General features: G+C 37.1%; 31 protein-coding genes and 1 pseudogene. 19 read left to right on the plus strand and 13 right to left on the minus strand.

Annotated features, from left to right (window positions below):
* The first annotated feature begins 70 nt into the window (after positions 1–70).
* The 9 genes from AAIB49_RS10390 (at position 71) to AAIB49_RS10430 (ending at position 8,993) form a co-directional block, all read left to right on the plus strand.
* Positions 71–1,024, plus strand: a complete 954-nt coding sequence (locus tag AAIB49_RS10390; protein ID WP_186867961.1) for a carbohydrate ABC transporter permease — start codon at positions 71–73, stop codon at positions 1,022–1,024.
* Entirely contained in the window at positions 1,021–1,869 is an 849-nt protein-coding gene (locus AAIB49_RS10395; protein WP_343458044.1) for a carbohydrate ABC transporter permease, read from the plus strand. Before AAIB49_RS10390 ends, AAIB49_RS10395 begins: the two co-directional genes overlap by 4 nt.
* Positions 1,870–1,962: 93 nt before the next feature.
* Complete coding sequence (locus AAIB49_RS10400; protein WP_211740903.1) at positions 1,963–2,988, plus strand: LacI family DNA-binding transcriptional regulator; 1,026 nt, start codon at positions 1,963–1,965, stop codon at positions 2,986–2,988.
* 80 nt (positions 2,989–3,068) lie between these two features.
* A complete protein-coding gene (locus tag AAIB49_RS10405) occupies positions 3,069–3,968 on the plus strand; it encodes an ROK family protein (RefSeq protein ID WP_343458045.1) in 900 nt (299 codons plus the stop codon).
* A 75-nt stretch (positions 3,969–4,043) separates the two neighbouring features.
* A complete protein-coding gene (locus AAIB49_RS10410) occupies positions 4,044–5,480 on the plus strand; it encodes a glycoside hydrolase family 1 protein (RefSeq protein ID WP_343458046.1) in 1,437 nt (478 codons plus the stop codon).
* A gap of 30 nt (positions 5,481–5,510) precedes the next feature.
* Entirely contained in the window at positions 5,511–6,431 is a 921-nt protein-coding gene (locus AAIB49_RS10415; protein ID WP_343458062.1) for a Gfo/Idh/MocA family protein, read from the plus strand.
* Positions 6,432–6,688: 257 nt separating this feature from the next.
* Complete coding sequence (locus tag AAIB49_RS10420) at positions 6,689–7,438, plus strand: nuclear transport factor 2 family protein (RefSeq protein WP_339212406.1); 750 nt, start codon at positions 6,689–6,691, stop codon at positions 7,436–7,438.
* Positions 7,439–7,649: 211 nt separating this feature from the next.
* A complete protein-coding gene (locus AAIB49_RS10425) occupies positions 7,650–7,781 on the plus strand; it encodes a hypothetical protein (protein ID WP_255488041.1) in 132 nt (43 codons plus the stop codon).
* Between the two features lie 633 nt (positions 7,782–8,414).
* Positions 8,415–8,993: a DUF1062 domain-containing protein gene (locus tag AAIB49_RS10430; protein WP_343458047.1), complete on the plus strand. Its 579-nt coding sequence runs from the start codon at positions 8,415–8,417 to the stop codon at positions 8,991–8,993.
* A 249-nt stretch (positions 8,994–9,242) separates the two neighbouring features.
* Here the strand turns inward: AAIB49_RS10430 and AAIB49_RS10435 are convergent, their stop codons facing one another.
* The 3 genes from AAIB49_RS10435 to AAIB49_RS10445 all read right to left on the minus strand — a co-directional run bounded on the left by AAIB49_RS10435 (position 9,243) and on the right by AAIB49_RS10445 (position 11,314).
* Positions 9,243–9,998 carry a MerR family transcriptional regulator gene (locus AAIB49_RS10435; protein ID WP_343458048.1) on the minus strand — a complete coding sequence of 252 codons (756 nt, stop codon included), beginning with the start codon at positions 9,996–9,998 and terminating at the stop codon, positions 9,243–9,245.
* Positions 9,999–10,015: 17 nt separating this feature from the next.
* A complete protein-coding gene (locus AAIB49_RS10440) occupies positions 10,016–10,840 on the minus strand; it encodes a VOC family protein (RefSeq protein WP_186867969.1) in 825 nt (274 codons plus the stop codon).
* 162 nt (positions 10,841–11,002) lie between these two features.
* Positions 11,003–11,314, minus strand: coding sequence for a hypothetical protein (locus tag AAIB49_RS10445; RefSeq protein ID WP_211740907.1), 312 nt, complete (start codon positions 11,312–11,314; stop codon positions 11,003–11,005).
* A gap of 263 nt (positions 11,315–11,577) precedes the next feature.
* Between AAIB49_RS10445 and AAIB49_RS10450 the strand changes: the two genes are divergently transcribed.
* From AAIB49_RS10450 to AAIB49_RS10475, 6 genes and pseudogenes are all read left to right on the plus strand, one after another.
* Complete coding sequence (locus tag AAIB49_RS10450) at positions 11,578–11,949, plus strand: VOC family protein (protein ID WP_343458049.1); 372 nt, start codon at positions 11,578–11,580, stop codon at positions 11,947–11,949.
* 56 nt (positions 11,950–12,005) lie between these two features.
* Positions 12,006–12,242 carry a hypothetical protein gene (locus tag AAIB49_RS10455; protein ID WP_343458050.1) on the plus strand — a complete coding sequence of 79 codons (237 nt, stop codon included), beginning with the start codon at positions 12,006–12,008 and terminating at the stop codon, positions 12,240–12,242.
* A gap of 3 nt (positions 12,243–12,245) precedes the next feature.
* On the plus strand, positions 12,246–12,461 hold the full coding sequence (locus AAIB49_RS10460; RefSeq protein ID WP_343458051.1) for a hypothetical protein: 216 nt from the start codon (positions 12,246–12,248) through the stop codon (positions 12,459–12,461).
* A gap of 65 nt (positions 12,462–12,526) precedes the next feature.
* Positions 12,527–12,698 (plus strand): annotated as a pseudogene (locus AAIB49_RS10465) (2-thiouracil desulfurase family protein); the annotation flags it as partial.
* A gap of 278 nt (positions 12,699–12,976) precedes the next feature.
* Entirely contained in the window at positions 12,977–13,408 is a 432-nt protein-coding gene (locus tag AAIB49_RS10470; RefSeq protein WP_339212426.1) for an N-acetyltransferase, read from the plus strand.
* 21 nt (positions 13,409–13,429) lie between these two features.
* Entirely contained in the window at positions 13,430–13,807 is a 378-nt protein-coding gene (locus tag AAIB49_RS10475; RefSeq protein WP_343458052.1) for a VOC family protein, read from the plus strand.
* Positions 13,808–13,985: 178 nt separating this feature from the next.
* Here the strand turns inward: AAIB49_RS10475 and AAIB49_RS10480 are convergent, their stop codons facing one another.
* The 4 genes from AAIB49_RS10480 to AAIB49_RS10495 all read right to left on the minus strand — a co-directional run bounded on the left by AAIB49_RS10480 (position 13,986) and on the right by AAIB49_RS10495 (position 16,156).
* On the minus strand, positions 13,986–14,468 hold the full coding sequence (locus AAIB49_RS10480; RefSeq protein WP_186867973.1) for a GyrI-like domain-containing protein: 483 nt from the start codon (positions 14,466–14,468) through the stop codon (positions 13,986–13,988).
* A gap of 16 nt (positions 14,469–14,484) precedes the next feature.
* Positions 14,485–14,931: a VOC family protein gene (locus tag AAIB49_RS10485; protein WP_339212432.1), complete on the minus strand. Its 447-nt coding sequence runs from the start codon at positions 14,929–14,931 to the stop codon at positions 14,485–14,487.
* 6 nt (positions 14,932–14,937) lie between these two features.
* A complete protein-coding gene (locus tag AAIB49_RS10490) occupies positions 14,938–15,327 on the minus strand; it encodes a VOC family protein (protein ID WP_339212434.1) in 390 nt (129 codons plus the stop codon).
* Positions 15,328–15,403: 76 nt separating this feature from the next.
* Positions 15,404–16,156: an RNA polymerase sigma factor gene (locus AAIB49_RS10495; RefSeq protein ID WP_186867976.1), complete on the minus strand. Its 753-nt coding sequence runs from the start codon at positions 16,154–16,156 to the stop codon at positions 15,404–15,406.
* A gap of 484 nt (positions 16,157–16,640) precedes the next feature.
* Here AAIB49_RS10495 and AAIB49_RS10500 point away from each other — a divergent pair, with 484 nt between their 5' ends.
* The 3 genes from AAIB49_RS10500 to AAIB49_RS10510 all read left to right on the plus strand — a co-directional run bounded on the left by AAIB49_RS10500 (position 16,641) and on the right by AAIB49_RS10510 (position 19,309).
* Positions 16,641–17,099, plus strand: a complete 459-nt coding sequence (locus AAIB49_RS10500; protein ID WP_186867977.1) for an SAM-dependent methyltransferase — start codon at positions 16,641–16,643, stop codon at positions 17,097–17,099.
* 152 nt (positions 17,100–17,251) lie between these two features.
* Positions 17,252–18,262 carry a phosphotransferase family protein gene (locus tag AAIB49_RS10505; protein WP_186867978.1) on the plus strand — a complete coding sequence of 337 codons (1,011 nt, stop codon included), beginning with the start codon at positions 17,252–17,254 and terminating at the stop codon, positions 18,260–18,262.
* Between the two features lie 126 nt (positions 18,263–18,388).
* Complete coding sequence (locus tag AAIB49_RS10510) at positions 18,389–19,309, plus strand: S66 peptidase family protein (protein WP_339212440.1); 921 nt, start codon at positions 18,389–18,391, stop codon at positions 19,307–19,309.
* 151 nt (positions 19,310–19,460) lie between these two features.
* Here the strand turns inward: AAIB49_RS10510 and AAIB49_RS10515 are convergent, their stop codons facing one another.
* The 4 genes from AAIB49_RS10515 to AAIB49_RS10530 all read right to left on the minus strand — a co-directional run bounded on the left by AAIB49_RS10515 (position 19,461) and on the right by AAIB49_RS10530 (position 22,433).
* The gene (locus AAIB49_RS10515; protein WP_343458053.1) at positions 19,461–19,775 is read right to left on the minus strand and encodes a hypothetical protein; all 315 of its coding nucleotides are present in this window, start codon (positions 19,773–19,775) and stop codon (positions 19,461–19,463) included.
* A 558-nt stretch (positions 19,776–20,333) separates the two neighbouring features.
* Positions 20,334–21,110, minus strand: coding sequence for a helix-turn-helix domain-containing protein (locus tag AAIB49_RS10520; RefSeq protein ID WP_339212445.1), 777 nt, complete (start codon positions 21,108–21,110; stop codon positions 20,334–20,336).
* Between the two features lie 24 nt (positions 21,111–21,134).
* Positions 21,135–21,710, minus strand: a complete 576-nt coding sequence (locus AAIB49_RS10525; RefSeq protein ID WP_339212448.1) for a LysE family translocator — start codon at positions 21,708–21,710, stop codon at positions 21,135–21,137.
* Positions 21,711–21,953: 243 nt separating this feature from the next.
* Positions 21,954–22,433 carry a GyrI-like domain-containing protein gene (locus AAIB49_RS10530; protein WP_339212451.1) on the minus strand — a complete coding sequence of 160 codons (480 nt, stop codon included), beginning with the start codon at positions 22,431–22,433 and terminating at the stop codon, positions 21,954–21,956.
* Between the two features lie 112 nt (positions 22,434–22,545).
* Between AAIB49_RS10530 and AAIB49_RS10535 the strand changes: the two genes are divergently transcribed.
* Entirely contained in the window at positions 22,546–23,505 is a 960-nt protein-coding gene (locus AAIB49_RS10535; RefSeq protein WP_343458054.1) for a helix-turn-helix transcriptional regulator, read from the plus strand.
* A 120-nt stretch (positions 23,506–23,625) separates the two neighbouring features.
* Here the strand turns inward: AAIB49_RS10535 and AAIB49_RS20000 are convergent, their stop codons facing one another.
* Both AAIB49_RS20000 and AAIB49_RS10540 read right to left on the minus strand, forming a co-directional pair.
* Complete coding sequence (locus tag AAIB49_RS20000; RefSeq protein WP_339212456.1) at positions 23,626–23,967, minus strand: TIGR04104 family putative zinc finger protein; 342 nt, start codon at positions 23,965–23,967, stop codon at positions 23,626–23,628.
* 443 nt (positions 23,968–24,410) lie between these two features.
* Positions 24,411–24,692, minus strand: coding sequence for a hypothetical protein (locus tag AAIB49_RS10540; RefSeq protein WP_339212458.1), 282 nt, complete (start codon positions 24,690–24,692; stop codon positions 24,411–24,413).
* Positions 24,693–24,767 lie beyond the last annotated feature (75 nt).

The following is a 24,767-nucleotide window of genomic DNA, read 5'->3' on the forward strand; positions in this document are numbered from 1 at the left end:
ACCCAGAAAAAACGACGTTAGGAACGCCTAAAGGCACGGTACTATTTTGAAATGGAAAAGAGGCGTGAACATGAATTCTGCCAGTAAGAAAGAAGCTATAGGGAAAAAGAAGAAATATAGGTCTGAAGAAAAGAAGGACATGATTTCGGGTTATTTGTATATAGCGCCTTTCTTTATTATTTTTGCACTTATTGGTCTATATCCTGCGCTTTTTAGCTTTTACTTAGCTTTTCAGAAGTGGAATGGCTTAAGTCCAATGACCTTTAATGGGTTAGCTAATTTTGAGCTCGTACTGACTGATCCGCTGTTTTGGAAATCGGTTTACAACACGATTATCATGGGGATTATGGGAACGGCTCCACAATTAGTTGTCGGACTTATTCTAGCCTATTTATTAAATTTGGCATTTCTTAAGTTTAAGAGCTTCTTCCGAGTAACGATATTTATGCCATATTTAACCTCAATGGTTGCCGTGGCACTTATATTTAGTGTGCTATTCAGTAATCATGATTCATCTTTTGCTAATTATGTGTTAACGAATCTTTTTGGACTTGACCCGGTCTCTTGGGCTGCCTCTGAATGGGGAACCAAGATTGCCATATCGCTTATGGTGTTTTGGAGATGGGTTGGATATAACACAATCATTTATTTAGCCGGGATTCAAAGTATACCGAATGACTTATATGAAGCGGCAACTGTGGATGGTGCTAATAAGTTTCAGCAGCTTTGGTATATTACGATTCCGATGATGAAGCCTTTTATTATCTTGACTGTATTTACATCAACCGTTGGCGCGATGCAGTTATTCTCTGAACCAACTGTATTCTTAGGGGCTGATGCTTTCACAAGGGATGAAGCGATGACAATTGTTATGTACTTATATCGTGATGCCTTTAGATTACAGTCCTTTGGAACGGCATCTGCAACAGCGATTATTCTGTTAGTTATCATCACGATATTTGCTGTCATTAATTTAAGATTGACGCAAGGATTTGGAAGGAAAAAGCGAGGTGTTCAAAAATGAGTAATCGCATAAACAAAAGTCGCAAAAAGCTATCGTTCAGTAAACTATCTATTTACTCATTTTTATTCATTGCTTCCATCCTTTCTCTTTTTCCTTTTTATTGGATGTTTGTTATGGCGACACGGCCAAGTGCTGCCTACAATTCTATACCACCAACCCTTACACCAGGAGATATGCTAGTTGAAAACTTTAAAAAGGTATTAAATCAAATTGATTTCTTCGGTGGGATGTGGAATTCCTTTGTATTGTGTGCAGTTGTTACGATTGTGGTTCTCTTTATTAGCTCTCTAGCCGGCTTTGCTTTTGCCAAGTTTAAGTTCCCAGGGAAGAATATTCTGTTTGTCGCGATTTTAGTAACGATGATTATTCCGCCACAGCTAGGGTTAATTCCGCAATACTTTTTAATTTCGAATGCAGGACTTCTGGATACTTTACCAGGGGTCATGATTTTGTTCTTTTTAAATCCGTTAGGGATATTCTTGATGCGCCAATATATTTCAGGAGCAGTTCCGGATGAACTAATCGAGGCTGCGAAATTAGATGGATGCTCGAATTTCCGCATTTACTGGAGAATTGTCCTACCGATTATCCTACCAGCATTTGCAACGCTTGGAATCATTGTCTTTACGGCGGTTTGGGGAGAATTTTTATGGCAGTTTACGATTTTAAGAGACCCAGACATGTATACGATTCAAGTGGCATTAGCACAATTAAGCAATACGAATAATGTGGACTTCGGAATGATTATGTCTGGCGTATTCTGGGCGACTGTTCCGTTACTAGTCATTTTCTTACTATTTAACCGATTATTTATTTCTAGTATTACGGAAGGATCGGTAAAATAATTTATTTTTCCTGCCTGGCTATTGTATCACTCTATGACTCTTAGTAATCTAGCAGTAGGAAATATATATCAAGGAATTAGAGGAGATTATACGATGGGGTTAACGATAAAAGACATTGCACAAATGGCAGGGGTTTCACAGGCAACTGTTTCAAAAGTAATCAATAATTATAAGGGAATAAGTGAGGAAACGAAGAATAAGGTCATGACCGTAATTAATGAAATGGGCTATGCACCTAATTTTTCAGCAAGGTCACTAGCAACGAAAAAATCAAACCTCATCGGTCTCATCTATGCCGGTAGGATTAATGTGGATATGACACACCCATATTTCAATGAGGTAATTTCAACCTTTAAGAAAAATATTGGCTTATTAGGGTATGACATCTTGATGTTTTCTAATGAGCATTTTCTACAGGATGAGGGAAGTTATTTAGCAAGGTGCAAGCATTTTAACGTAGACGGCTGTTTGATTATTGCTGGTGAGAAGGTCGAGGATGCTACGTTTGAGCTTGCGGAAAGTGGATTCCCTTGTATCGGTATAGATATCGAATTAAAAGGGCCTAATGCGAGCTATGTCATGACGGATAATGTGAGCTTATCAAGGAAAGTGGTGGAACACTTTTATTTGAATTCCCATCGGAAAATTGGTTTTATCGGTGGAATGCGTGAATCGGTCATTTCAAATTTAAGGTTAAAAGGGTTCAAGAATGCGATGCAGCAGTTCGACCTTGAGCTACGAGATGAATGGATTCAATACGGAGATTTCCAGGAAGAGAGTGGCTATCTCTCTATGAAGCGAATGCTTGAATTAGATGATGTCCCCGAAGCCGTTTTCGCTGCTTCAGACTTAATGGCATTAGGTGCATTACGGGCGGTTAAAGAGGCCGGATTACAAGTTCCAAATGACATCCGAGTTGTTGGGTGTGATGATATTCCAGCATGCCGTTATAGTAACCCGAAACTGACCACGGTAAAACAGGATAAGGAAAAGATCGGTAAATTATCAGCTTATATGTTAAATGATTTAATTGAGGGGCAATCGAAAATAAAGCCAGTGTTTACAGACTCTGAACTTATTGTCAGGGAGTCATGTGGAGCGGATAAAACCTTCTGGTAATATTACATCGATTTATTCTCGGAAAGTGTATAAAAACAATAGCAACTAGAATCTTGTATGGGGTGTTAGGAGGTTTTTTGGTGAACTATTATGCAGTTTTTGATGTGGGTGGTTCCGCAATCAAGTATTCCCTTATGGATGAGGCTGGGTCTTTTATAGAAAAATCCTCTATTCCAACACCGAAGGACGGTATAGACGCTTTTGTAAATATTATAGATTCCGTGGTGAAGGAATTTCAGACAAAACAGGTTCTAAGTGGTATCGCCTTAAGTATGCCAGGAGCGGTAGACGTAGAAACTGGATTCATTAAAGGGATAACCGCTCTTCCCTATATTCATGGTCCGAATATCAAACAACTCATCCAAGAACGAACAGGGCTTGTGGTTGAGCTGGAAAATGATGCGAATTGTGCCGGTTTGGCAGAAGGCTGGATTGGTGCTGCTAAAGGGATTAATGACTACATTTGTATCGTGATCGGTACGGGAATTGGTGGGGCACTTGTTTTAGATAAGAAGATCCGCCATGGTAGCAATCTTTTCGGTGGTGAATTCGGCTATATGATTCTTGAGGATTATTTGGACCAGCCGATTGGGGAAACATGGAGCTCACTTGCTGCAACTGGGGGCTTAGTGATGCAGGTTGCAAAACGCAAAGACATCGACCCTAACACGCTTGATGGGATAGCGGTGTTTAAAATGGCGGATGAGGGTGACCTAGAAGTACAGGATGAAATCGAAAAATTCATCAAGCGCTTAGCGGTAGGGATATACAATTTACAGTACATGATTGACCCAGAGAAAATATTAATCGGTGGAGCAATCAGTAAACGGGATGGGCTAATTGATAAGATCAATGAAAAGCTTAAGGTAATGAAACCGAATGATGAATGTTTAGATATTAGGGTGCATCCATGCCAATTTGGCAATGACTCTAATTTAATTGGGGCGCTCTATCACTTCTTACAACGGGCGAATTTATAGATAGTAGGAGCTGGGTATACATTGACGTTTACTTAGTCTCCATGTATAGCAAATTAAATTGAAGGAGGGAATATGATGATACATAAGAATTTAGAAGCCTTTCCTAGTCAGTTCCTATGGGGATCGGCTTCTTCTGCTTATCAGATTGAAGGAGCATGGGATGAAGATGGAAAGGGACCTTCCAACTGGGATCAATTTGTCCGAATTCCAGGGAAAACCTTTAAAGGAACAACTGGTGATACAGCAGTCGATCATTACCATCGTTATAAAGAGGATATTCGTTTGATGGCTGAGATGGGATTGAAGGCATATCGCTTTTCCGTTTCATGGGCTCGAATCTTTCCTAATGGGAAAGGAGAAGTCAATGAAAAGGGCATCCAATTTTATAGTAATCTAATCGACGAGTTAATTAAGCATCGTATAGAGCCGATTTTAACCATCTATCATTGGGATTTACCACAGGCACTGCAAGATGAATATGGTGGCTGGGAATCTCGCGAGATTATTCGGGACTTTACCAATTATGCGGTTACATTGTATAAGCATTTTGGTGACCGGGTGAAATATTGGGTGAGCTTGAATGAACAAAATATCTTCACCAATTTTGGATACAGAACGGCTCTACATCCCCCAGGAGTAAAGGATGAGCAGCTTTTCCATCAAGTCAATCATCATGCGAATTTGGCAAATGCCAGTGCGATTAAGGAATTCCGCAACTATGTACCAGACGGAAAGATTGGCCCTAGCTTTGCCTACTCCCCTTCGTATCCAGCATCTGCTAAGCCTGAGGATATCGTTGCTGCGGAAAATGCAGAAGAGTTAAATGCACATTGGTGGATGGATGTTTATGCATGGGGAACATACCCTCAGGTGGCATGGCGTTACTTAGAAAGAAAGGGCTTGGCACCAACTATTGAAGACGGTGACCTTGAATTACTAAAAGAGGGTAAGCCGGATTTTATGGGATTAAACTATTACCAAACGACTACCTTTGAGAAGAACCCGTTAGATGGTGTATCAGAAGGGAAAATGAATACATCCGGAAAGAAAGGCTCAACCGAGGATAGTGGTGTACCAGGTCTTTATAAAACCGTGAAAAATGAACATCTGGAGCGGACAAATTGGGATTGGAACATCGACCCAACCGGACTTCGCATCGCCCTTCGCCGGATCACGAACCGATACGAATTACCAATTCTAATCAGTGAAAATGGCTTAGGGGAATACGATAAGCTTGAGGAAGGCGATATCGTAAATGATGACTATCGTATTGATTATTTGCGAGTGCATTTGAAGGCGACCCAAGAGGCAATCAGTGATGGTGTAGATGTAATTGGCTATTGTACTTGGTCCTTTACCGATTTATTAAGCTGGCTAAACGGCTTCCAAAAGCGCTACGGATTTGTCTATGTGAATCAACATGAAGAAGGGGAGCATGACCTTCGCCGGATTAAAAAGAAAAGCTATCATTGGTATAAAGAAGTCATTGAGACAAATGGAAAAAATCTATAAGTCAGGCTTATAACAAGAGGAGTGTTGGTTATCAGACAGCCAAAAATCGGGATGGTTGGTCTAGGATCCATTGCACAAAAGGCGTATTTACCTATTTTAACAAAGGAAACCAAGTGGCAATTTGTTGGCGCTTTTTCACCGAATGCAGAGAAAAGACAGCGAGTTTGCAGGCAATATCGAATCCAAGACTTTCCTAGCTTATCGGCATTAATAGAGGAAAGTGATGCAGTGTTCGTCCATAGCTCAACAGAATCCCATTTTGAAGTCGTATCCGAGCTTCTACGAAATGGAAAGGACGTTTATGTGGATAAGCCACTCGCTGCGACAGTGGAACAAGGGGAGAAGCTAGTAGCGTTGAGTGTGAAGCATAATCGAAAGCTAATGGTTGGGTTTAACCGCCGCTTTGCACCGATGTATGTCGCTGCAAAAGAGCAGGCACAGGATCTTACTGCATTTTCCTTGGAGAAACATCGTGCACATGATATTGGTCCACACGATTACCGTTTTACCATGCTAGATGATTACATTCATCTCGTTGACTTGATGAGATGGCTTCAGGCTGGAGAAAGTAAGTTGGCATACCATAAGATGGATATCAACGCTGATAAGCAGATTACGTTTGCCCAGCATGTGTGGGAAGGGGAGCATGGTAATCCATTTACACTTTCCATGCATCGACATGCGGGAACCAACTTAGAAGAATTGAAGGTGTTAACGGCCGGTGCGCTCATTCGAGTGAAGAATATGAATGTAATGGAAACAGAGCAAGACGGGAAAGTAACGATACAAACCTCCCCATCCTGGGAGACAATTTTAAAACAAAAAGGATTTGTTGACGCGGTCAAGCATTTTGTAGATTGTATCATAAACGACAGCCAACCATTCGTAGATGGAGAAGAAGGGTTGAGATCACAGCTATTAGTGGAACAGTTGTTGAGAGAGCAAGGGTGAAGCGTGGAGCCATGCTTCACCCTTTGCATTTGTATTTATGGAAACACTCTTACATCATAAGAACTTTTCACCGTAGATTACGCCTCGATGATTTATCAAGTTAAATTTCTTACCACTTCTCATAATGAATTTCCCCTCAATTCCAAAAAAAGCAACCTAGAAGAATTTACGCACTGCTTAACGTGCTAGAATAGGATAAACTTGCTGTTTCCAACTACAGCAGGAAGCCTGCTTGTAAAAAGTGGAGGGATAAAAGAATGGGAAAAACAAATCTAAAGAATCTTGTGCAAGATTATTTTAATGCGTATGAAACAAAGGAAAGGGGAATTTTAGAGGAATTGTTAAGCCATGACTTCACGTTTAATAGTCCGGTCGATGACAAAATTAACCGGGAGGCATATTTTGAAAAGTGTTGGCCAAGTTGTAAAGACATAGAAGAATATCACATCCAAAATCTTTTTACAGACGGAGATGAAGCGGTCATTCGATACGAATGCGTATTAAAGTCTGGTGCTACTTTTCAAAATATGGAACATTTTTTATTTGAGAATGGGAAAATTAACGAAATAACCGTCTATTTTGGCTTCGATTTGAAGCACGATTCTGTAAATATTGCGAAAGTACAAAGGTTAAATGAGGCATTCGTGACAGGTGATATAGATTATATCGTCGATAACATTGCTGAGGATATTGAATGGAACTTTATTGGAGACTCCGTAATGGAAGGAAAAGAAGCTGCCAGAAATAACCTTGAGCCAATGCGTGGTGTTGTAGCAAAAGAACATACGGTTGAAAAAATCATCGTACAGGGGAATAATGCGCTCGTCGAGGGTACGATGAAATTGCCAAGTGAGCATAGTGAAGGAACCACGTATGCTTTTTGCGATGTATATAAATTTGACAAAGAGAACAATAACAAAGTTAAAACATTATCATCGTATCTGATTGAATTGTCGAGTGAGGACTATGATAGGTTAACAAAGGGTAATAAAACGAGTATTGAATAAAGCATCCCGACTTATGGCAAAAACATAAAATTGTTGGAGAGGTTGTGGAAGGAGCTAGGGTAAAGGGTAGGGTGGTTCTCGTGCTTTTCCCTTTGCCACTCCTTTCCTCATTGGAATATAAAACATCCCACCGGAAGTCTGTATCCTCCAGTAAGTTATAAATATATTTATGTACCAGGCAAATAATATGGGTTGAAGGGAGGATACTAACATGGAGTTTAAAGGTGCTGGAAACAAAATTGAACAAACTGCAGAAACGCTTATAAGAAAGGGTATCCCAGAAAGAGCAGCTGCTTTTGCTGCTTCAATGGGGTATTTGCGAGAGTTAAAAAAGAAAAAGTAAGCGGATGAAGCTTGGGGGGGCGGTGTTCGAGGGTTAGGGTACCATTTCAAAAGGGGCATTACCTGGCTGATTTTATGAAATCCTGAAAGATTGCGCTCAAATCCTGAACCCCCCCTCCAAATCCTGAAGAATATGTCAACTAGGCGGATTTGCTGCGAAATAAGCGCTACTCCTAGGTATAGTTCTCTTTACTGACCAAAAAATAGTAGCTAATCCATAAATAATGAGGATTATTCCCCATACAGTTGTCCCGATAACGATATTGTGCCTCTACTAACCCCTAAATCCTGATAAAGCTCATGCCACTTTGGAGAATAACCTTGGCATTCGGTTAGGGGATTGACAATGGATAGAATTATTGTATAATTCAAAATAGGAGAAACACGGAAGGTGGAATTCGGTTTGCCAGCTTACTTGTAATGGTTAAGCAATTAAATAGTACATTTCTTTTTTGAACTGTGTGTTCATTCTACGGGAGAAGTGTGCCTATTTTTAGCCATTACGGGGAACGCGGGATAATCTGTTGTTTTAAATTCCAAGCGGGATACCTATAAGGTGTCCTGTTTTTTTATATGGGAAATTTTCTCCCTTCAGCTATTATTAGCGTTCCTCTGGAAAATAGAGGAGCGGGTTATGAGTTTAAATTATGTAGTGAAATATGAGGTTATTGCACAGGAAAAGCCGAACGTCATACGACATTGTAGGAATTGTAAGAGAAGCACGGAATACGTTTGTAGTGATAAATTTAGGGTGAATGCAAATCAGAAAGTCGTTGATATTTGGCTTATTTATAAGTGCATGCATTGTGAAAGTACTTGGAACTACCCTATTTTATCCAGAGTACATGTAAATCGAATAGATCCAATACTACATCAAAAGTTCATGAATAATGATCAAGAGACGATTTGGTATTATGCGTTTCAAATCAACAAACTACGGAAATTATGTGATGATGTGAGTAAAAATATACGCTACGAGATTAGAAAGGAAAAGTCCGAATCAGTTCCTAATGAAATGACCATTAAGATTTGCTGTAAATATGATGTTGGTCTAAGAATAGATAAGCTCCTAGCAGAAATATTGGGTATTTCCAGATCTAAAGTAAATATTATGGCAAAGGCTGAAAGGTTTTTGCTATACCCAAATGTTACGATGAAGGACAAAGTGATAGATAATTTACAGATAACAGTCAAAGGTAATTGGATGCTTTAACTTCAAAATCTTCTATGAAGCAAGATTGTGGGGCTTTTCTTATAGGGTTTTTAGAGGGCGCTATCTGGGTGATTTTATGAAAACTGAAGAAGGTGCCTGAAATCCTGAAAGAGGTGCCCCAAATCCTGACCCCCCCTCCAAATCCTGAAGAATATGTCAACTAGGCGGATTTGTTATAACCATATGTCATAGGACAGTTACAGATAAGAGCAATTTAAGAGAAAATACGGTTCCCCATTAAGGGAACCGTCATTTTACAATCGGTATCAAATAATCAAAGCTATCTTCGTCTATACTTGAATATCTTTCTAGCTTATAATCCGCTGGTTCGAACCCGTAACGGATGACGATTTGAATATAAGAAAAACATAGAAACGCATCATCTGCCCGACAGTCTTCCAAAACGGCAAATAACGTAGGGGGAACTCGTTCCAGACGAATGTTATCGTCTTCTTCTAAAGAAAAGTTACTGTTTACCTCAAATCCAATATCCCCAATAATACTATTCGAAGTGATTGCCTCTGTTTTTACATACACATGCTCGGAAGCTACTTGTCCATTTAACCGATCTTTAGCTTGACCAAAGTATTGCTTAAATGGATGTGGGCTACGGTCTGCTTCAACTCGTTGCCAGACAAGGATTTTCTCCTTCTCCCACTTGGATAGTAATAAGGTGTGAGTGCTGTCTGCTCTTATTCCGCCCACATATTTACGGGCTGCCAAGATGGCTTCCATTCGTTTATCTAAATCTTTTTTCCATTGTTCAAGCAACGCCTTCTTTTCTTGTTCCGTTGCATCACAATATCGCCTGATATCATTCATCGCTATATCTGCTTGCCTCAATGAATCGATCATTTTCGCAAGATGAACTTGATCTGGGGTATACGCTCGATACCCATTTTCTAGCCGGGTAGATGGCTCTAATAAACCCTTCTTATCATAATACCGAAGCTTACTGGGAGGTAAACCGGTCTTATTCGAAAATTCCTGTATAGTAAAATGCATACTTGTCTCTCCTGACGCTAGTTAGCGATATATGACCAGACGTTAATACGATTATTGTCTGGATCATAAATATGGAAACCACCCCAACCATTAATTGGGTCCCCAGCAATTTCCGATGGTTTAACCCCATTCTTAATTAATTTATTATACTCCTGAAAGAATACTTCTGGACGAATATCATAATAGGTTCTGGCTTTATTATCATTCGGTTTTTCAACTACTTTGTTCGTTTGTAGTAGCCAAATATTATCCCAGAAGCATTGGTCTAATGCATTTCTATCATAGGCGTCCTCTGTTCGAAGATGTGCATAACCATTTTCGTTATCAACTTCTACGATATCAAATCCAAGATGTTTTTCATACCAGTCAGCGGACTGCTTTGGATCAGATACATGAATAATTGTATTCACGGTTCCAAATCCAACAATTCCAGATGGCGGATATTCCGCTTCATCCTCACCTCTTGGCTCTTCAGCAATAGCTAGTTTCGTATTATCAAAGGCGAATATATCACAATATCGCTGCCCATTTGGTAATGTTTTTATTTCAGTAAACTTCACATCTTTATCCGCTAAGTAACGTAACGTTCCATCAAGGTTGTATGTAGCAAAACCAAGCCTTACATTCCCCTCTGTTTTTGGAGATTGAAAATGTTCATACTCTCCTTCAAACGATTTAATGGTCACAACCCCAGAGCGTGGCATTTTCATAAAAGCCTTTCGACCAACCCATGAAGTTATTTTGTCTAAACACTTCCAGCCTAATAGCTCTTCATACCACTCAACTGCCTTGTCAAAATGCTCCGGGTCAACCATAATAAATCCCCCATCCCAACGATACATTATAAACACTCCTTAAAAATTTATTTACAACCTAAGCATAAAGGTTAAACCTAGTCTAATGTCAATAGTACTTCGAAAATTCTATATAATAAATATTAATGACGGATAGACTTGTTAAAATTAGGACTGGGGCAAACCTATGTACCAAGATGGGAAGCGCCACTACTTGGTATAACTCTCTTTACTTGGCCATAAAATAGTAACTATTGTAACTAATCCATGAATAATCAGGATTATTCCCCATATAACGGTTGTTCCATTAACGATATCACTGTCATAAAATTGGACTAGATTGCTTAGTGGAAACGTTTCTGTGACAAACCGCTCCCCAGAAGGATTCAAGCTAAAGATATGCCAGCCCTTATAACCATCAAAAATATAGAATGCCAACTGTCCAATTCCGAAAATGATAAGGTGGAAAACCCATAAAAGTCCCTTTCTCCACGAAGGACGGGTATGATTATTTGCTTTCAATTTTTCTCCCCCTATACTTAATTTTTCTTAAAAATGACTTCAAACTCCTTCTTAACTTAAGCATAAAGGTTAAACCTAGTTTAATACCAACAATTTGTTAAATTTTGGAACACCATCTTAGAAGTTTGGAATAGATAAGTACATCATATATGCAATCTGATAAACTCTTATTAGGATTAACTCGTCTTTTGTGAAATATATTTGATTAACTTGTAAGAAATGCCATAAAACACTCGTTACTTGATTTAGAAAGAAAAAAGGAGGTGGAGGAATTGCTTTATGGAGTTGGAATTTTTGTCCCTGTTACGGATTTAACTCGCTCCAAAAAATGGTATATGGATATGCTTGGATTTGAACTTGTCCATGAAGATGAACCAGATGCCTATACGATGAAATTAGGTAATCGAAGGGTAATGATATGTTTAGTTAAATGCGAGCAGATAGAACAGCCGAGGTTCCCTAAAAATAATTATGCGGTTGATGTTTACTATAATTTTCACACGGATAATGTGGATGCAGCGTATGAGGACCTGTTAAAAAAAGGGGCAAATATAGGTGAGATTCAGAATTATGATGGCATTCGTGGCTTTGATGTAAGGGATCCAGACGGAAATCGTTTTGGCGTTGTAACATGAAAAATGATGTGGGGTATAGCACTAAAAACTAATTAAGCTAGAAGGGAGATTTAAGGATGTTTCATAAGAATAACCAACAATTCAATGTGTTAGGGAAAAAGTACACAGGAAAATTTGAAGAATATCCTATCATAATACCAAAAGCAATTGAAGACTTTAGAGAGTCTTATCGGGGAGACGATTCATTTACCAGAGTGATAGTCTATGAACCGAAAAAAAGTCCTGAACATACAGTTGGGTATTTTTATTTAGGAGCACTTGTGGAAGGAGAACCAGCGGGAGAAGTACCGTAGAAGATGAATCTCTTTCAGTATGAGGGTGAATTTGCAAGCATATCGGTTCCTTTGGATTTAACGAAAATGGGCGAATACTATGACGAGTTAATCAACTGGATTGTTAAAGAAGGGGATCAAGCTGACCCTAATTATCATTTAATCGAAGTATATCGTCCTACCAATACAGGACAAGAACAGTTGGAGATCTATATGCGCATTAACACGGTTAAAGAGTAAGTATAAGTAACATAAGGAGGTGTTCCTATGTATCCCTATTCTAAAACAATTACAACTTTGCCGTTGCGACCATTGTTATCCTGAAGGAGAACAATCCATCTTGTGTTAGTTCCATGATTTATAATGGTGATTTCATTGGTGAAAAAAGTTAAGGGGATGGGTGTCACCTCCGCTTTATTAAAGAGAAATGGAATAAGTGTAATTTCAGAAGAGGATTTTGCTGAAACCTTTCTATAGCTTAAAATAGTAACTGTTTGTCCACAAATAACCCATGTAAAATGATCTAGAAAACTATAGTCGGTTTTCAAAGGCAAGTTTGGGAAATATTCTTCAATACGGTTACAAGGATGAAATAATCAAATTGAGAGGATCTTTATTTTTTGAATAAATATTTGATATATGAATCAAAAAGTAGCGTTAAAGATTTTCCTAACGGAGTATTATAGTGGAAAAACCTTCCTGTGGGAAGATTGTTATGATATGATAGGAACAAACGTTCTTGTTGGGGGGTAATCATGCAAATCTCAAAAGATAACACAATAAACATCAGACTAGCAATACCTTCAGATACTAGTGAGGTGCTAACATTCTTTGAAGAGAACATAGAAATCTCTCATGATCATATTTATAACCGGGAATTTGTTTGTCCGGATGGGGTTAAAGCTGCTATTAGAAGAAAACAAATGTTAATTGCCAAAAAAGAGTATGGTATAGTCGGCGCTCTTAGATTTTACAAGAAAAAAACAGACGGTAGTATATCACTTTATCAATTTGCTATATGTAAAAATCATAGAAAGCAAGGTTTACTAAAGCAGATGCTTTCTAATATAAATACAGGCCCGGTTCGTGTTAAATGCCCGAAGCATTCATCAATGAACCATTATTTTGATAAAACAGGTTGGATCTTGCATGATGCAATAGGTGAACTCAATTGCTGGCAATTATAAAATGAAAAAAGGGGAATGTTGATGACTACAAAAAAAGGAAATATAAAATTAATACAGGCTGTATCTCTTTTTACCCCAAACTTAGAACAGTCAGTTGATTTTTACAAAAGTACATTTGGAGCAACGGAAATGTTCCGCTCTAATCAAACAGATGGTTCTAATATGGTGGGGTTACAATTCGCTAATGGGGAAACAGAGTTTGTTTTACATGATAGTGAAAATTTGAAGGAACCTGACATTGAAGTGTTAGTTGATGATGTGAAAGACTTCTATCATACCCATAAAAGCAACGAGAATATTCATTGGATACAACCCCCGTTTGAAAAACCGTTTGGCGGGCACCTTGCTGTTATGCGCACGATAGCAGATGATATTGTGTTAATAGTTGTAGGGCCATAATAAAGATATTTTTGCGAACTGCTTGTATAACACTCACGGTCTTCTGGAATAAAAGTCCCCCCTTGGTATTGAATAACCAAGAGGGAAAACGCTAGAATATATGGTTAGCCTACCAATATTCAGTCATTGCAATGGTTTTGATTTCTGATACCTTCGTTGGCAGCCAGCCTACTAAACATCAATATTTCTCTACCGCAATAAACATATCAATCTCATTATCCGGCTGCTCCCGCTTATATCGTTCGTCCCATAGCTCGAGATCATACCCAACAGGCATATAATTATTTGCCTTTAACCATCTACCATATAAATAATCATACGATTGTTGCAGGTCACTTTCTGGTCCTTTGTGTGTGTAGGCTACATAGGTGTTCTTAGCTATAGTATGGAGGATAGCGCCATCTGGAACATCTTCATCAGCCACTTCGTAGCCAATAATATTGGTAAACGTATCCTCATTCACATCGAATTGGTCCTTCATTGGATAAACTTGTATTAAATAAAAGTGATTCCCTAGCTTGTGCTGGAATAGGTCTGCATTTTCCTTCAGCTTTGACAATGTTTTGCCGACCAAATCCTGTTCCTTAACCTGTTGTAAATTTGCTTCAAATTGATATCCTGCCACTCGAAACGTGTCTTTCTCTATAACTTTCGGTTCCATTTTCAAAATCTCCCCTTTATCTGTTCTTTTCCAAGACAAGGTCCCTCTCCAGACTAAGCTTCGGCCACCCTCCCCAAATATCAATAAGATTACCATCGGGATCTTCTAAATAAAAATTAATCCCACAATCCCCTTGATCCTGTAGTTCTTCCACCACCACTCCGCGTTCTGTCAATTGTTTGTGGAGCTCCTCGATATTCGTAACTTCCAATGTGAGGAAACACTGTCTATTGCCATCGACTTCCTGATAATTTAAATTCAGCTTCTCTTTTGTTTTGATTAAAAATAATTGCTGCTCTCGGTTGATTTGGAGTTGCGCTTGTTTGGATGACTCATCTACTTCATTTAACAAGGTTAAATGAAGGTTGTTAACATACCAATCTGCGGATCGTTTAATATTAGACGCAGGAACATAAATGCAGTTTATCCCGACAACAGTTGGTGAGCTTGCCTCCTGTTTCAAAATGCTTCACTCCTTCTTAAAGTCTTTGTTTTCTACCACTACGCCAAATTTATTGCCTTCTAAATCGAAAAAGTCAAAACCAATAATTGGTCCATGCTCCTCTACATCCGTAACGGTTACTCCTTTTTGCTGTAGCGCTTGGTGGTAGGAATAAATGTCCGTAGTTGTAAAGTTATAATAGGCGTTCTGATAATTAGTGCTATCAGGAAACGTGGTTGGTTGCTTTTCCAGAACTCTCACTAAGGTTAAATATTGCCTCTGCTCCGAAAAGTAAAAATCCGCCCCTTGATTTTCAGGCCAAGTGCCTACATGGTGAAGGCCAAGCTTCTCTTTATACCAGTGAATAGCCTTTTCAACATTTAAAACGGGTACAAATACTGCTCCAATCCTTATCACGTGAATTCCTCCTTTATTTGATTTCATTTAATAAACGGATAGGTCATTAAAAACCTTACATCATAGATAGAAAAAATTAACCCGAAAGCTGACAGACCATAAAAACATTTCCATCCGGATCTGTAAAACGAAAACAGATCGATGTTTTGTCTCTGTTTATTTTTTCTATCTGAATTCCTTGTTCCAAGGATGCTAGGTAGGCCTCGTATATTAGATTTACGCTCTTTGATTGAAACCCTTTCATAAAGCTTTCGAATAGATTACTAGTCATGCTTTGTTTACTCGACTGGTTGAGTTTATAGAATTTGGAAGTTTCATCTGGTGATAAATGTGCATAGCGATTTAGTTTTTTCCTGGAACGGTGTAGGGTTGTGTGTACATTGGATTCCGAGTCTTTTATCATCCCAGCGGTTTCTTTAGCGGTAAATTGAAATACATCGACTAATAGAATGATTACAAATTGCTTGATTGATAAATATTCAGCTAGAATTTCCAAGGTTTCCCTAACGTTTATTGGATGTGATTTATCTTCTAAGTCAGCGAGGTCAACATGGTGTTCGGATAAGGATTCTGTAGGAAGAATTTTCTTACGCCTCTGATCGATCAGTGTATGTTTGGCAATTTGATAGAAGAATCGCTTGGATAGAGGTCTCTTAGGATTTTTTTTCAATGCTATGTAACTTTTCATTAACGTATCCTGCAGGAGATCCTCTGCCTCCCAGGAGGAAGTGGCCAAACTAATACAGTACTTTTTAATGTCCTCATAAAAGGGGGAAATCAGGGTATCAAATAATGAGTGATCAGGATCTGTAGATTGGTAATGATTCATTTTTTCCTCCAGTTTGAATTGAAGTGTAACTTGCCCTGAGAAGAGAAAACAAAGAAGGTGGATTGCAAGAATGAGATGACTCTGATAAAGAGTGAATTGCTTCTTTATATAGTAACGCTACACCAACTAACTTCTCATTAAATGAATGTATCTATTAACATAAGATTGATTGAGCATTAATATAGCTTTAGTTCCATAATAATCGTAATGAGATTAGTTTTATAATATTCATTATAATGAAAAATTAGCCAAATAACTAGAGTTAAAAGGTCTAAGCTGTCATTTATTTGTTTCGTCACCATGTAGACTACTTGGAGAAAAGGCATGAGCAGCAATTATGGCTCTTACCCAATGCCCTAATCTTCTTCCAATATAACTTTTTATTATACCTTTTGATTGAATATTTGTATTTTAATTATCCGTAAATGTATATTAAACTAACATTAATACAGAAAAAGAGTTTTTATAAAGGGGGAAATTGAATATGATAACGTTAAATCCAATTGGGCTTGCTTACAATGAAAGATACGAAATGGAAGATGATTATTGGGGTGGCGTAATTAGTAAGATTATATTAGATCAAACTCTTCCAGAAGAAGCATTATACGAAATTGAATCATTTTCTCACTTAGAGATTATTTTTCACTTTCATATGGTTGATAAAAATAAAATTATTAAAGGCGCAAGGCACCCTAGAAATGACATAAATCTTCCGAAAGTTGGCATCTTTGCTCAGCGTGGGAAAAATAGACCTAATCAGTTAGGTCTTACAACTGTAAGGGTAATTAAAAGAGAAGGAAGAGAATTATTTGTATCTGGGCTGGATTGCATTAACGAAACACCGATTTTGGATATAAAGCCCGTTATGAAAGAGTTTCTACCTAAAGAGTCGATAATCCAGCCTAAATGGTCTCACGATATTATGAAAAACTACTGGAGTTAAATAGTTACCCTCTTGTATTCTCTAATAATGCAAGGATTGTGATAAAATATGCCTAAACTAACTTAGCAGGCCATTTTAACAAGAAGAAGATTAAATTGGAAACGGTATCATTAATGTAAATAATCGTAAAGAATAACCTGGGGGAGTATTTTATGACTGCTGAAATAATTTTTGCATCAAATAAATTAGGATACATAAAGGATGAACAGTTAGAATTAATGCTTACTAAATTTAATTTGGGTAAACTTATTTCATCTAAAAAAACTGACAATGGTGCAATGGGTCAAACCATGTTCGTCACATCAACGGAAGGGAATTTTGTTTTGAAGGGAAACCCACTTTATAAAGGGCAGTTGATTGAGGAACGGTTCTTTATAGAAAACCTTGAAGAAAGAACCAGTGTACCAGTCCCTACACCATATATAATTGACAATTCTGAGGATATCTTTGGCTGGAACTATTCTATTATGCCACTACTTAAGGGCGACCATATAAATTCAAATCATCTGAAGACAGTTCTTAAATTTGAAGATAAGATAAAGATAGCTGAATCGATTGCTAGAACCTTGTCATCTTTTCATAAATGGAAAGTGAATGATTTTGGTGAGCTTAACACGGAAACCTTAGAGATAACTCCTTTTAATAATTCTTATACTCAATGGCTTTTTAGGAGAATAATGTTTTGGGTAGAAGATGCAAAGAAGTACTCAGTAATAAATGATAGTGATATCGATTGGGTTAAGTCTTTATTAGATGAATCCGAAAAGGAATTTAATAACTTTTCTTCTCCCACATTTGTAATGGGAGATTTTAAGCCTGGGAACTTTTTGGTACATCTAGGAGAGAATGGCTGGGAAATAAGTGGTGTATTTGACTTTACAAATTCTTATTTTGCTGATCCGATTTCTGATGTAATAAAGATGGTTACGTATTATATAGATAACAACGAAAGAGAAATTGCAAAGCACTTAATGAATATGTACTGTAGTCAATTGGAAGAAAGAAATGCTATAAAAAAGCGTTTAAAGGTGCATATGCTTCATCAAAGAGTGTTAGATTGGGGGAGTGCAAAAGCAACTAAAATGGTTACTTGGGATGATGAACTTTCATTTTCTAAATGGACAGAAGCATACACTGATGTAATTGAAAGTCTTATAGAGTAATACAGCAAATATTAAATAGTTGAACCATTTAATCAGTAGTTATCGTGAATATGACATATTTCAAATCATCTTATAATATCTTTTAGTGTCGATAAATTTTAATGCTGGAGAGAGGGAGTGGGAAATATGGCAATCAGACCCCCTTTGTTACAAAGAGGAGATACAATTGGATTAGTTACACTTGGCAGCCCTCTTGATGCGAATATTATTAATACTAGAGTACAAGTCTTGAGAAATATGGGCTTTAATATCGTTTTTGGTAGGCATGTTTATTCTTATGATGGCATTGTATCGGCATCAGCTCAAGAAAGAGCAGATGATTTAATGAATATGTTCAGGGATCCGAGTGTCAACATGATACTTGCCACCCGCGGAGGGACTGGAGTTCAGACCATCCTTCCTTATTTGGATTTTGATGTTATAAGACAGAATCCTAAAGTTATATCAGGTTATAGTGACATAACAGTATTATTAAATAGTTTGTATCAATTTAGTAATTTAATCACGTTCCATAGTTTAATGCTTATTGACTTTAGACCAGAAACACCTGCGTATAACTTCAATCAATTTTTTGAAGCAACGTCTACGTTAACTTCCCCTAGGATAATTCAAAATCCCCCCAATTATGCCCTAAGGAGCTTAGTACCAGGAAATGTAACTGGACCTATAGTAGGTGGAAATATGACTTCGTTAGTAAATGCACTCGGTACACCATATGAAATTAACACACAAGGAAAAATACTATTTTTAGAAGAAACTCATTCTCCAACTACAATGGTCTTTAGGTATTTAACACAACTATTAATGGCAGGTAAATTTCGAGATTGTCTTGGTATTATTATGGGAGAGTGTACTAATTGTCCGGTATCGTATCGTACAACGTATGAAGATTTAATTAATGCTCTACTAGTTCCCTTAGGAAAACCACTTATTACCAACCTTAGTTCAGGGCATGGCTTATATAAAGCTGCCATTCCAATCGGTGCCAATGTAAATATAAATTCAACAGAAAGTACCTTGACTGTGATGGAACCAACCGTTTTTTAGTGGTTGGGAGTTTTTGTTTAGTGAGGACGTAAACAAAAAGCTGCTTTTCTTAAACACCATAGGCCAAAATGCTACATAAAGAGAAATAAACATTTCCTTCTGTCTTACTATCTTGCGCCTGTTTGACCAATACATATCTACCAGAAGTTCTTTAATCTTTTCTATATACAAGTCTAAAATCGTGATTCCAGTTTAAACCGTCATCTGATTTTTCCCATGTGCTTTTTATTGAATCGCCAGTCTCATTGATTCTCCCAACAAAACGCTGGTAAAAATCAAATGGAGAAAAATCAGCTGTATCCCGCCACAACTTCCAAATATCGTTCTCTAAACTCATGTGATATAGACGAGTTACCCCTCGTGAATCAAAGTAATGCTGTACGTAATTTCCAGTATTAGAATCGTAGTTATACACAATCGTGCTACTTGGGAACTCAGATTGTTTCATCGTAGTTCGCTGAACCATATACTTCTCATTTTCCATCCAATCAAATATTGTTTGTCCAAAAATCGATTTGGTTTGGAAATGTGGGTGAATAAGTTCTATTTTCTATCGCTATATTACGATCTAAATTGTTCATCAATAATCTCCCTTGATTTCTTAAGTTTTCTGTTCAAACTCAATAGTAAATTAATTCCTTGGCTTTCTTTATTAAGTTAATGTTATTCCAAAGTCTATTGATAATGCTACTAGCAAAAAAGTAATGGTATCTTTTTTAATTGGAGGCTACTAATGAAGTATTCAAAAGGTTGATTCCCATTAGTGTTAAAACAATTGGGGCTTATGATTAATACTAGCAGGAATGATAAACATCATAATTCCTATAGAAGTAATGATATGAACAAATTTATGAACTTTTTAAACGTGATTTTACTTCTTTTTTATTTTAAACATTCCCCAGAATAAGAGAAACTTAAACCATCCCCCAACTTATTACAATCCATTATTAGACCGCACATCCAAATTTAAAAATTATTCTGTATTTTCACCTTGCAACATATCACCCCTCTTTACACACTAGCCTCAATTCAAATGTAACATATATTCATATGCTGTTAATCCGTATACTTTTTTAAAATGCTTGTTTAAATGAGTTAAATCAACAAAATCACATTCCGTAACGGCTTGGTAAATATCTTTATGTTTATCGATCAATTGCTTTGCCCGTTCAATTTTACAGTTGAGAAAGTATTGATACGGCGTGATACCAGTATGAGACTTGAACAATCGAATAAACTGAAATTTGGATAGATGAAGCTCGGTACTAATCTCTTCCAGTTTAAGAACATTTCCTAAATCCGAACGAAGCATATCCTTCGCTTTATTAATTAGAGCATTATCCTTCGTAATAGCCGTTGAGAGATTGGTTTGAGTAAGTGTATCGGTGAGAGATATGAATAGTTCACTACATAACGCCTCCTCTTGTTCCTTTAATATCGCATTTGCTAGACTTAATACTCGTTGTTCCAGTGTATAATCATACACTACCGGGGTCTCGAAACTTATCCTATCTTTTTTCCCCGAAGCTTCTAAAAGTAATTGTGGATCAATATATAGGATGACATAATCAAGACCTGTCTCATCATGTGCCATTCCGTCATGTGCCTGTTCTGGATTAAAAAGCATTACGCCATTAGGATAGGATAATGTTAAATTGCCATCTAAGTTATAATGTTGAATACCACGTAGGGTTACACCAATTGCATACTCCATATGGCAATGCTTTTTATACTTGAAATCAGTGATACTTGCTGATAACGCGGTAATACCGGCAGCTTTTTTATAGATAAATTTATCCATTTTATTCACCTCGTTAAACATTACCTATACCCATATCATAATGGTCGCATAAACTAAACCTAGTGCCATAATTACATTAACAACTCTTGTATACTTATGTAAAAACCTTTTGAGAATGGTACCAAAAAGAACCCATGAAAGTAATGCGATAAAGCCAATGATAGTTATAGCGATCACACTTAACGTAACAGTAGGTGTATCGGTTTTGTAGGATAAAACAAAGCTAGGAATAACGGTCATGGTAAATACGATTACTTTCGGATTTAAAAACTGCATAAAGAAGCCCGTAGTAAACGTGCCAGTTTTGTTGTTAGTGGATTGTGATGTATCCATTTTATAGATTTGGTAAGAGAGATATAACATATAAATCGTACCGATAATCTGCATACCTATTATAATTTTAGGTACAACGGTTATCAGCACCGTATTCAACATTGCAGATATAGCTAGTAATAAACCGAAAGCAATGATCGATCCAAATGTATAATTCATAGCTTTTTTGGGCCCATAATTATGTACGGTAGATAAAATGACGATATTCGTTGGCCCTGGAGTAATAGTCACAATAAAGCAGTATAGAATAAAAGATGTCATATCCATGATGAAAACCCCTTTCAGTGTTTTCACCTAAATATACATCGAAAAATTGCATTGGATATAGTATATTATTGCAGGATTATAAGTCCCCATCCAGTCTTATTTTATTGCTAAGGCCCTTCATAACAAAAATCATCCTTTATTACTAGCTAAGTTTCCTTCAGTCAATCTGTTAGTGAAAAAATAGGGCACTTATCTTCCTAAAAGGAAAGCACCCATATGTTAACCCTGATATTCTATTTTCACTTATTTCCTAACGACAGGAATCCACATTTCACCAAACACAAAACCGTTTTGCTGTCCCATCTCTACAGTAGCATTTGGCCCACCAACATAAGCGACATCCTTTAATTCAGGTAGAACCTGACCAAAGGCAAGGCCAGTAAGTGTTTGACTTAACTCATCAGCAGTTTTCGCCTCTGCTTTAACAACGACATATTCTCCCTTTGGAAACTCAATCACTCTAGTTGCTTCAGGTAGGGTTTCATCCGTCATAACACCAGCATAATGCATCATCTTATTATTCACCGCCTCGTTTACGGCGAAAATGTAGTCGTTAGTCGCGACGGATTTTAATGTATCCAGTATGCCATTCTCTTTGACCTCCTGCCAGAAGTCAGACTTCTCCTTTGTTATCCCAGCATAGTCTGTGTAATCATTCTTTAGCTCCGTACCAAACCCTAGAACTGTGAAGCCTTCCTTTTCCTCTAACGTATAATTTGCCATAATCAAATCTTCCTCTCTTAATAAATTGATCAAATGATTTTTATTTTCACTTGATGGGTTTATAATAACTTTAAATCATGTCAAAAAGTGATACTGTTTATGGAGGTATCTTATGAAAAAAGTTGAACGGATTAATACGATTATGCGGTATATTAACAACCGTGTCCACTTTACTATTTCCGAAATCATGGAGGAATTTAATATTTCTCGTTCGACAGCGGTTAGAGATATTAGAGAAATTGAAGCCATGGGAATGCCTCTTATTGCTGAAGTTGGCAGAGATGGTGGCTATTTTGTTATGCAAAATTCGGTACTTCCGGATGTTCGCTTTACCGATAATGAGGTGAAAGCGCTTTTCATCGCGTTTATGGCCACAAGGAATCTACAGCTTCCGTATTTAAAGAGTCGCCTGTCCTTAGCTGAAAAGTTACTTGGCCTACTATCGGAAGACCAGCAGGATGACCTTGTTCTATTAAATCAAATCTTGCTTTTTGAAGGTACTAACCCTAATAATCCTGACCTACTAGACCTGTCAGACCTCCCCCATCCCATGTTAGAAAAGCTTATCCAAGTCCTTCTGATGGATCGCTATTTCGTGATTACTATCAACGAAGTGGAAGGTAGCAATACCTATCCAATTTACCTTATGCATCTTTACCGTGAAAAAAGTCGCTGGATGATGGAGTGCTTCGATATAAAGGAACGAAAGAAGCTCATGGTTCCTGTCGATCATCTTGTCAATATTGAACCTTACTCAGCGAAGAAAAGATTAAGTAAAAAGAGTATAGAGAAACTATCTAAGCAACAAGAAGTAGAGAATCTTATACTTGAATTAGGTCCAAAAGCGATAGCCCAGTTTAAAAAGTATCATCCTATAAAAGCTTCTCTATCCTATACGAACCCCTTCCAAACGACAGCCGTTCTAAAGACTTATATTCAAGTTAGTGACGAAGAGGAATTAATGGACATGATAAATTGGCTGCTTTTTCTAGGTGAAGATATAAAAATAAGAGAAATACCGAAAGAAGTCTTAGCTGGATTACGAGGGAGATTATCCTTATATTACCCTTAAGTGATGCCACTAATAACTAGTGCATCTGGAAAGTTAGTGTTTATTAACGAATGAACGTTAACAAATAAGGCGCTTCTCTTCTAAAAGAAAAGCCCCCCATTTGTTGAAAATCCGTTCCCGTTATTTTAATAGCTTATAATTGGAATGATATTTGGAATGAAACCTATATAAGAATGGAGTTATCGTAAAGGCAATAGCACTGATTACTAGAGAAACTATAAAAGAGATGAAAGTAGATAAAGTACTGGAAGTATCAAAATATGTAAGTACCAAATAACCACCAAAAAATGCAATAAAAAATAAAAACCCTATGCTGATGATTTTGGATTCCGTGCTTGTCATATGCTCTGTACCACATTTTCTACAATTCATCGTATTATTTTTGTTAAACGACGACTTCCATACAAATTTATATATTTCCATCCATTTGAATTTCGTATGACACTTCTCACACTTTTGCAAATGATTCCCCTCCTTTATATTCCTCTCCTGTTGGTAAATTGTGTGGTTGATCGTAATCCAACAAATTAATTCTCTTTTACCGAAACATAATAAGTTATCCCCAAAACAATTGGTATCAAAAGTACAAATGGTTTTAGGTTCTCAGGTAGGTAGAATAATAAAAATAGCCCGACTATAAATATAGGAATCATTATAAAATAATATTTCTTTTTACTCATTTTATCTCCTCCGTTAAACATAACTGCCTAGTTAGTTCAACAAGAAACCTTCCTTAAAAGTTTGCAAATCATCTTTTTTATTTTACTTGGAGAAACTGCAATTTCTAGTTAGCTTCTTGTATTTTGTGAAACCTCATAAAAAGGGCACCGTTCATGTTATTAACCTTCTGTATGGTTTGGATACTGACCTTGATAAGATATATTTTATACCACACGGAGTGAATATTAATTTAATGTTGCTGGTTTATCATATTCTTCTGCAACCGGATCTTCCGTTATTTCTCCATCAATTGAACGGTAAAAATATATTTTATTAGGTTCATTTCTGAAAATAACTTTAACTGAAATCCCATAATCTCCACCCTTAGAACCAGCTCCTTGTATTTCTTTAATATCACTTGGTTCGACTTGTTTTTCTTTTTTTAAGTACTCTTTTGTTTTTTGAGTAATGTGATCTAGCTGCTGATCGTATACGTGTTTAGCATATAAAAAAAATGCCTCCTGCAATAAGTACAATTGCTATTAAAGCACTAATAAAAATTTTCTTTTTCAAGAGATCTCATCCTTAAATATATAGTTTAA

It is taken from the genome of Ornithinibacillus proteolyticus, from assembly GCF_039581225.1.
In the GTDB taxonomy this organism is placed as follows: domain Bacteria; phylum Bacillota; class Bacilli; order Bacillales; family Amphibacillaceae; genus Ornithinibacillus; species Ornithinibacillus massiliensis.

Bases quoted from the DNA above. Each gene is read 5' to 3' on its own strand.
- AAIB49_RS10390 (WP_186867961.1), top strand. From the start codon at position 71: ATGAATTCTGCCAGTAAGAAAGAAGCTATAGGGAAAAAGAAGAAATAT.
- AAIB49_RS10395 (WP_343458044.1), top strand. From the start codon at position 1,021: ATGAGTAATCGCATAAACAAAAGTCGCAAAAAGCTATCGTTCAGTAAA.
- AAIB49_RS10400 (WP_211740903.1), top strand. From the start codon at position 1,963: ATGGGGTTAACGATAAAAGACATTGCACAAATGGCAGGGGTTTCACAG.
- AAIB49_RS10410 (WP_343458046.1), top strand. From the start codon at position 4,044: ATGATACATAAGAATTTAGAAGCCTTTCCTAGTCAGTTCCTATGGGGA.
- AAIB49_RS10420 (WP_339212406.1), top strand. From the start codon at position 6,689: ATGGGAAAAACAAATCTAAAGAATCTTGTGCAAGATTATTTTAATGCG.
- AAIB49_RS10425 (WP_255488041.1), top strand. From the start codon at position 7,650: ATGGAGTTTAAAGGTGCTGGAAACAAAATTGAACAAACTGCAGAAACG.
- AAIB49_RS10430 (WP_343458047.1), top strand. From the start codon at position 8,415: ATGAGTTTAAATTATGTAGTGAAATATGAGGTTATTGCACAGGAAAAG.
- AAIB49_RS10435 (WP_343458048.1), bottom strand. From the start codon at position 9,998: ATGCATTTTACTATACAGGAATTTTCGAATAAGACCGGTTTACCTCCC.
- AAIB49_RS10440 (WP_186867969.1), bottom strand. From the start codon at position 10,840: ATGTATCGTTGGGATGGGGGATTTATTATGGTTGACCCGGAGCATTTT.
- AAIB49_RS10455 (WP_343458050.1), top strand. From the start codon at position 12,006: ATGTTTCATAAGAATAACCAACAATTCAATGTGTTAGGGAAAAAGTAC.
- AAIB49_RS10460 (WP_343458051.1), top strand. From the start codon at position 12,246: ATGAATCTCTTTCAGTATGAGGGTGAATTTGCAAGCATATCGGTTCCT.
- AAIB49_RS10470 (WP_339212426.1), top strand. From the start codon at position 12,977: ATGCAAATCTCAAAAGATAACACAATAAACATCAGACTAGCAATACCT.
- AAIB49_RS10475 (WP_343458052.1), top strand. From the start codon at position 13,430: ATGACTACAAAAAAAGGAAATATAAAATTAATACAGGCTGTATCTCTT.
- AAIB49_RS10480 (WP_186867973.1), bottom strand. From the start codon at position 14,468: ATGGAACCGAAAGTTATAGAGAAAGACACGTTTCGAGTGGCAGGATAT.
- AAIB49_RS10495 (WP_186867976.1), bottom strand. From the start codon at position 16,156: ATGAATCATTACCAATCTACAGATCCTGATCACTCATTATTTGATACC.
- AAIB49_RS10500 (WP_186867977.1), top strand. From the start codon at position 16,641: ATGATAACGTTAAATCCAATTGGGCTTGCTTACAATGAAAGATACGAA.
- AAIB49_RS10505 (WP_186867978.1), top strand. From the start codon at position 17,252: ATGACTGCTGAAATAATTTTTGCATCAAATAAATTAGGATACATAAAG.
- AAIB49_RS10510 (WP_339212440.1), top strand. From the start codon at position 18,389: ATGGCAATCAGACCCCCTTTGTTACAAAGAGGAGATACAATTGGATTA.
- AAIB49_RS10515 (WP_343458053.1), bottom strand. From the start codon at position 19,775: ATGGTTCAGCGAACTACGATGAAACAATCTGAGTTCCCAAGTAGCACG.
- AAIB49_RS10520 (WP_339212445.1), bottom strand. From the start codon at position 21,110: ATGGATAAATTTATCTATAAAAAAGCTGCCGGTATTACCGCGTTATCA.
- AAIB49_RS10525 (WP_339212448.1), bottom strand. From the start codon at position 21,710: ATGGATATGACATCTTTTATTCTATACTGCTTTATTGTGACTATTACT.
- AAIB49_RS10530 (WP_339212451.1), bottom strand. From the start codon at position 22,433: ATGGCAAATTATACGTTAGAGGAAAAGGAAGGCTTCACAGTTCTAGGG.
- AAIB49_RS10535 (WP_343458054.1), top strand. From the start codon at position 22,546: ATGAAAAAAGTTGAACGGATTAATACGATTATGCGGTATATTAACAAC.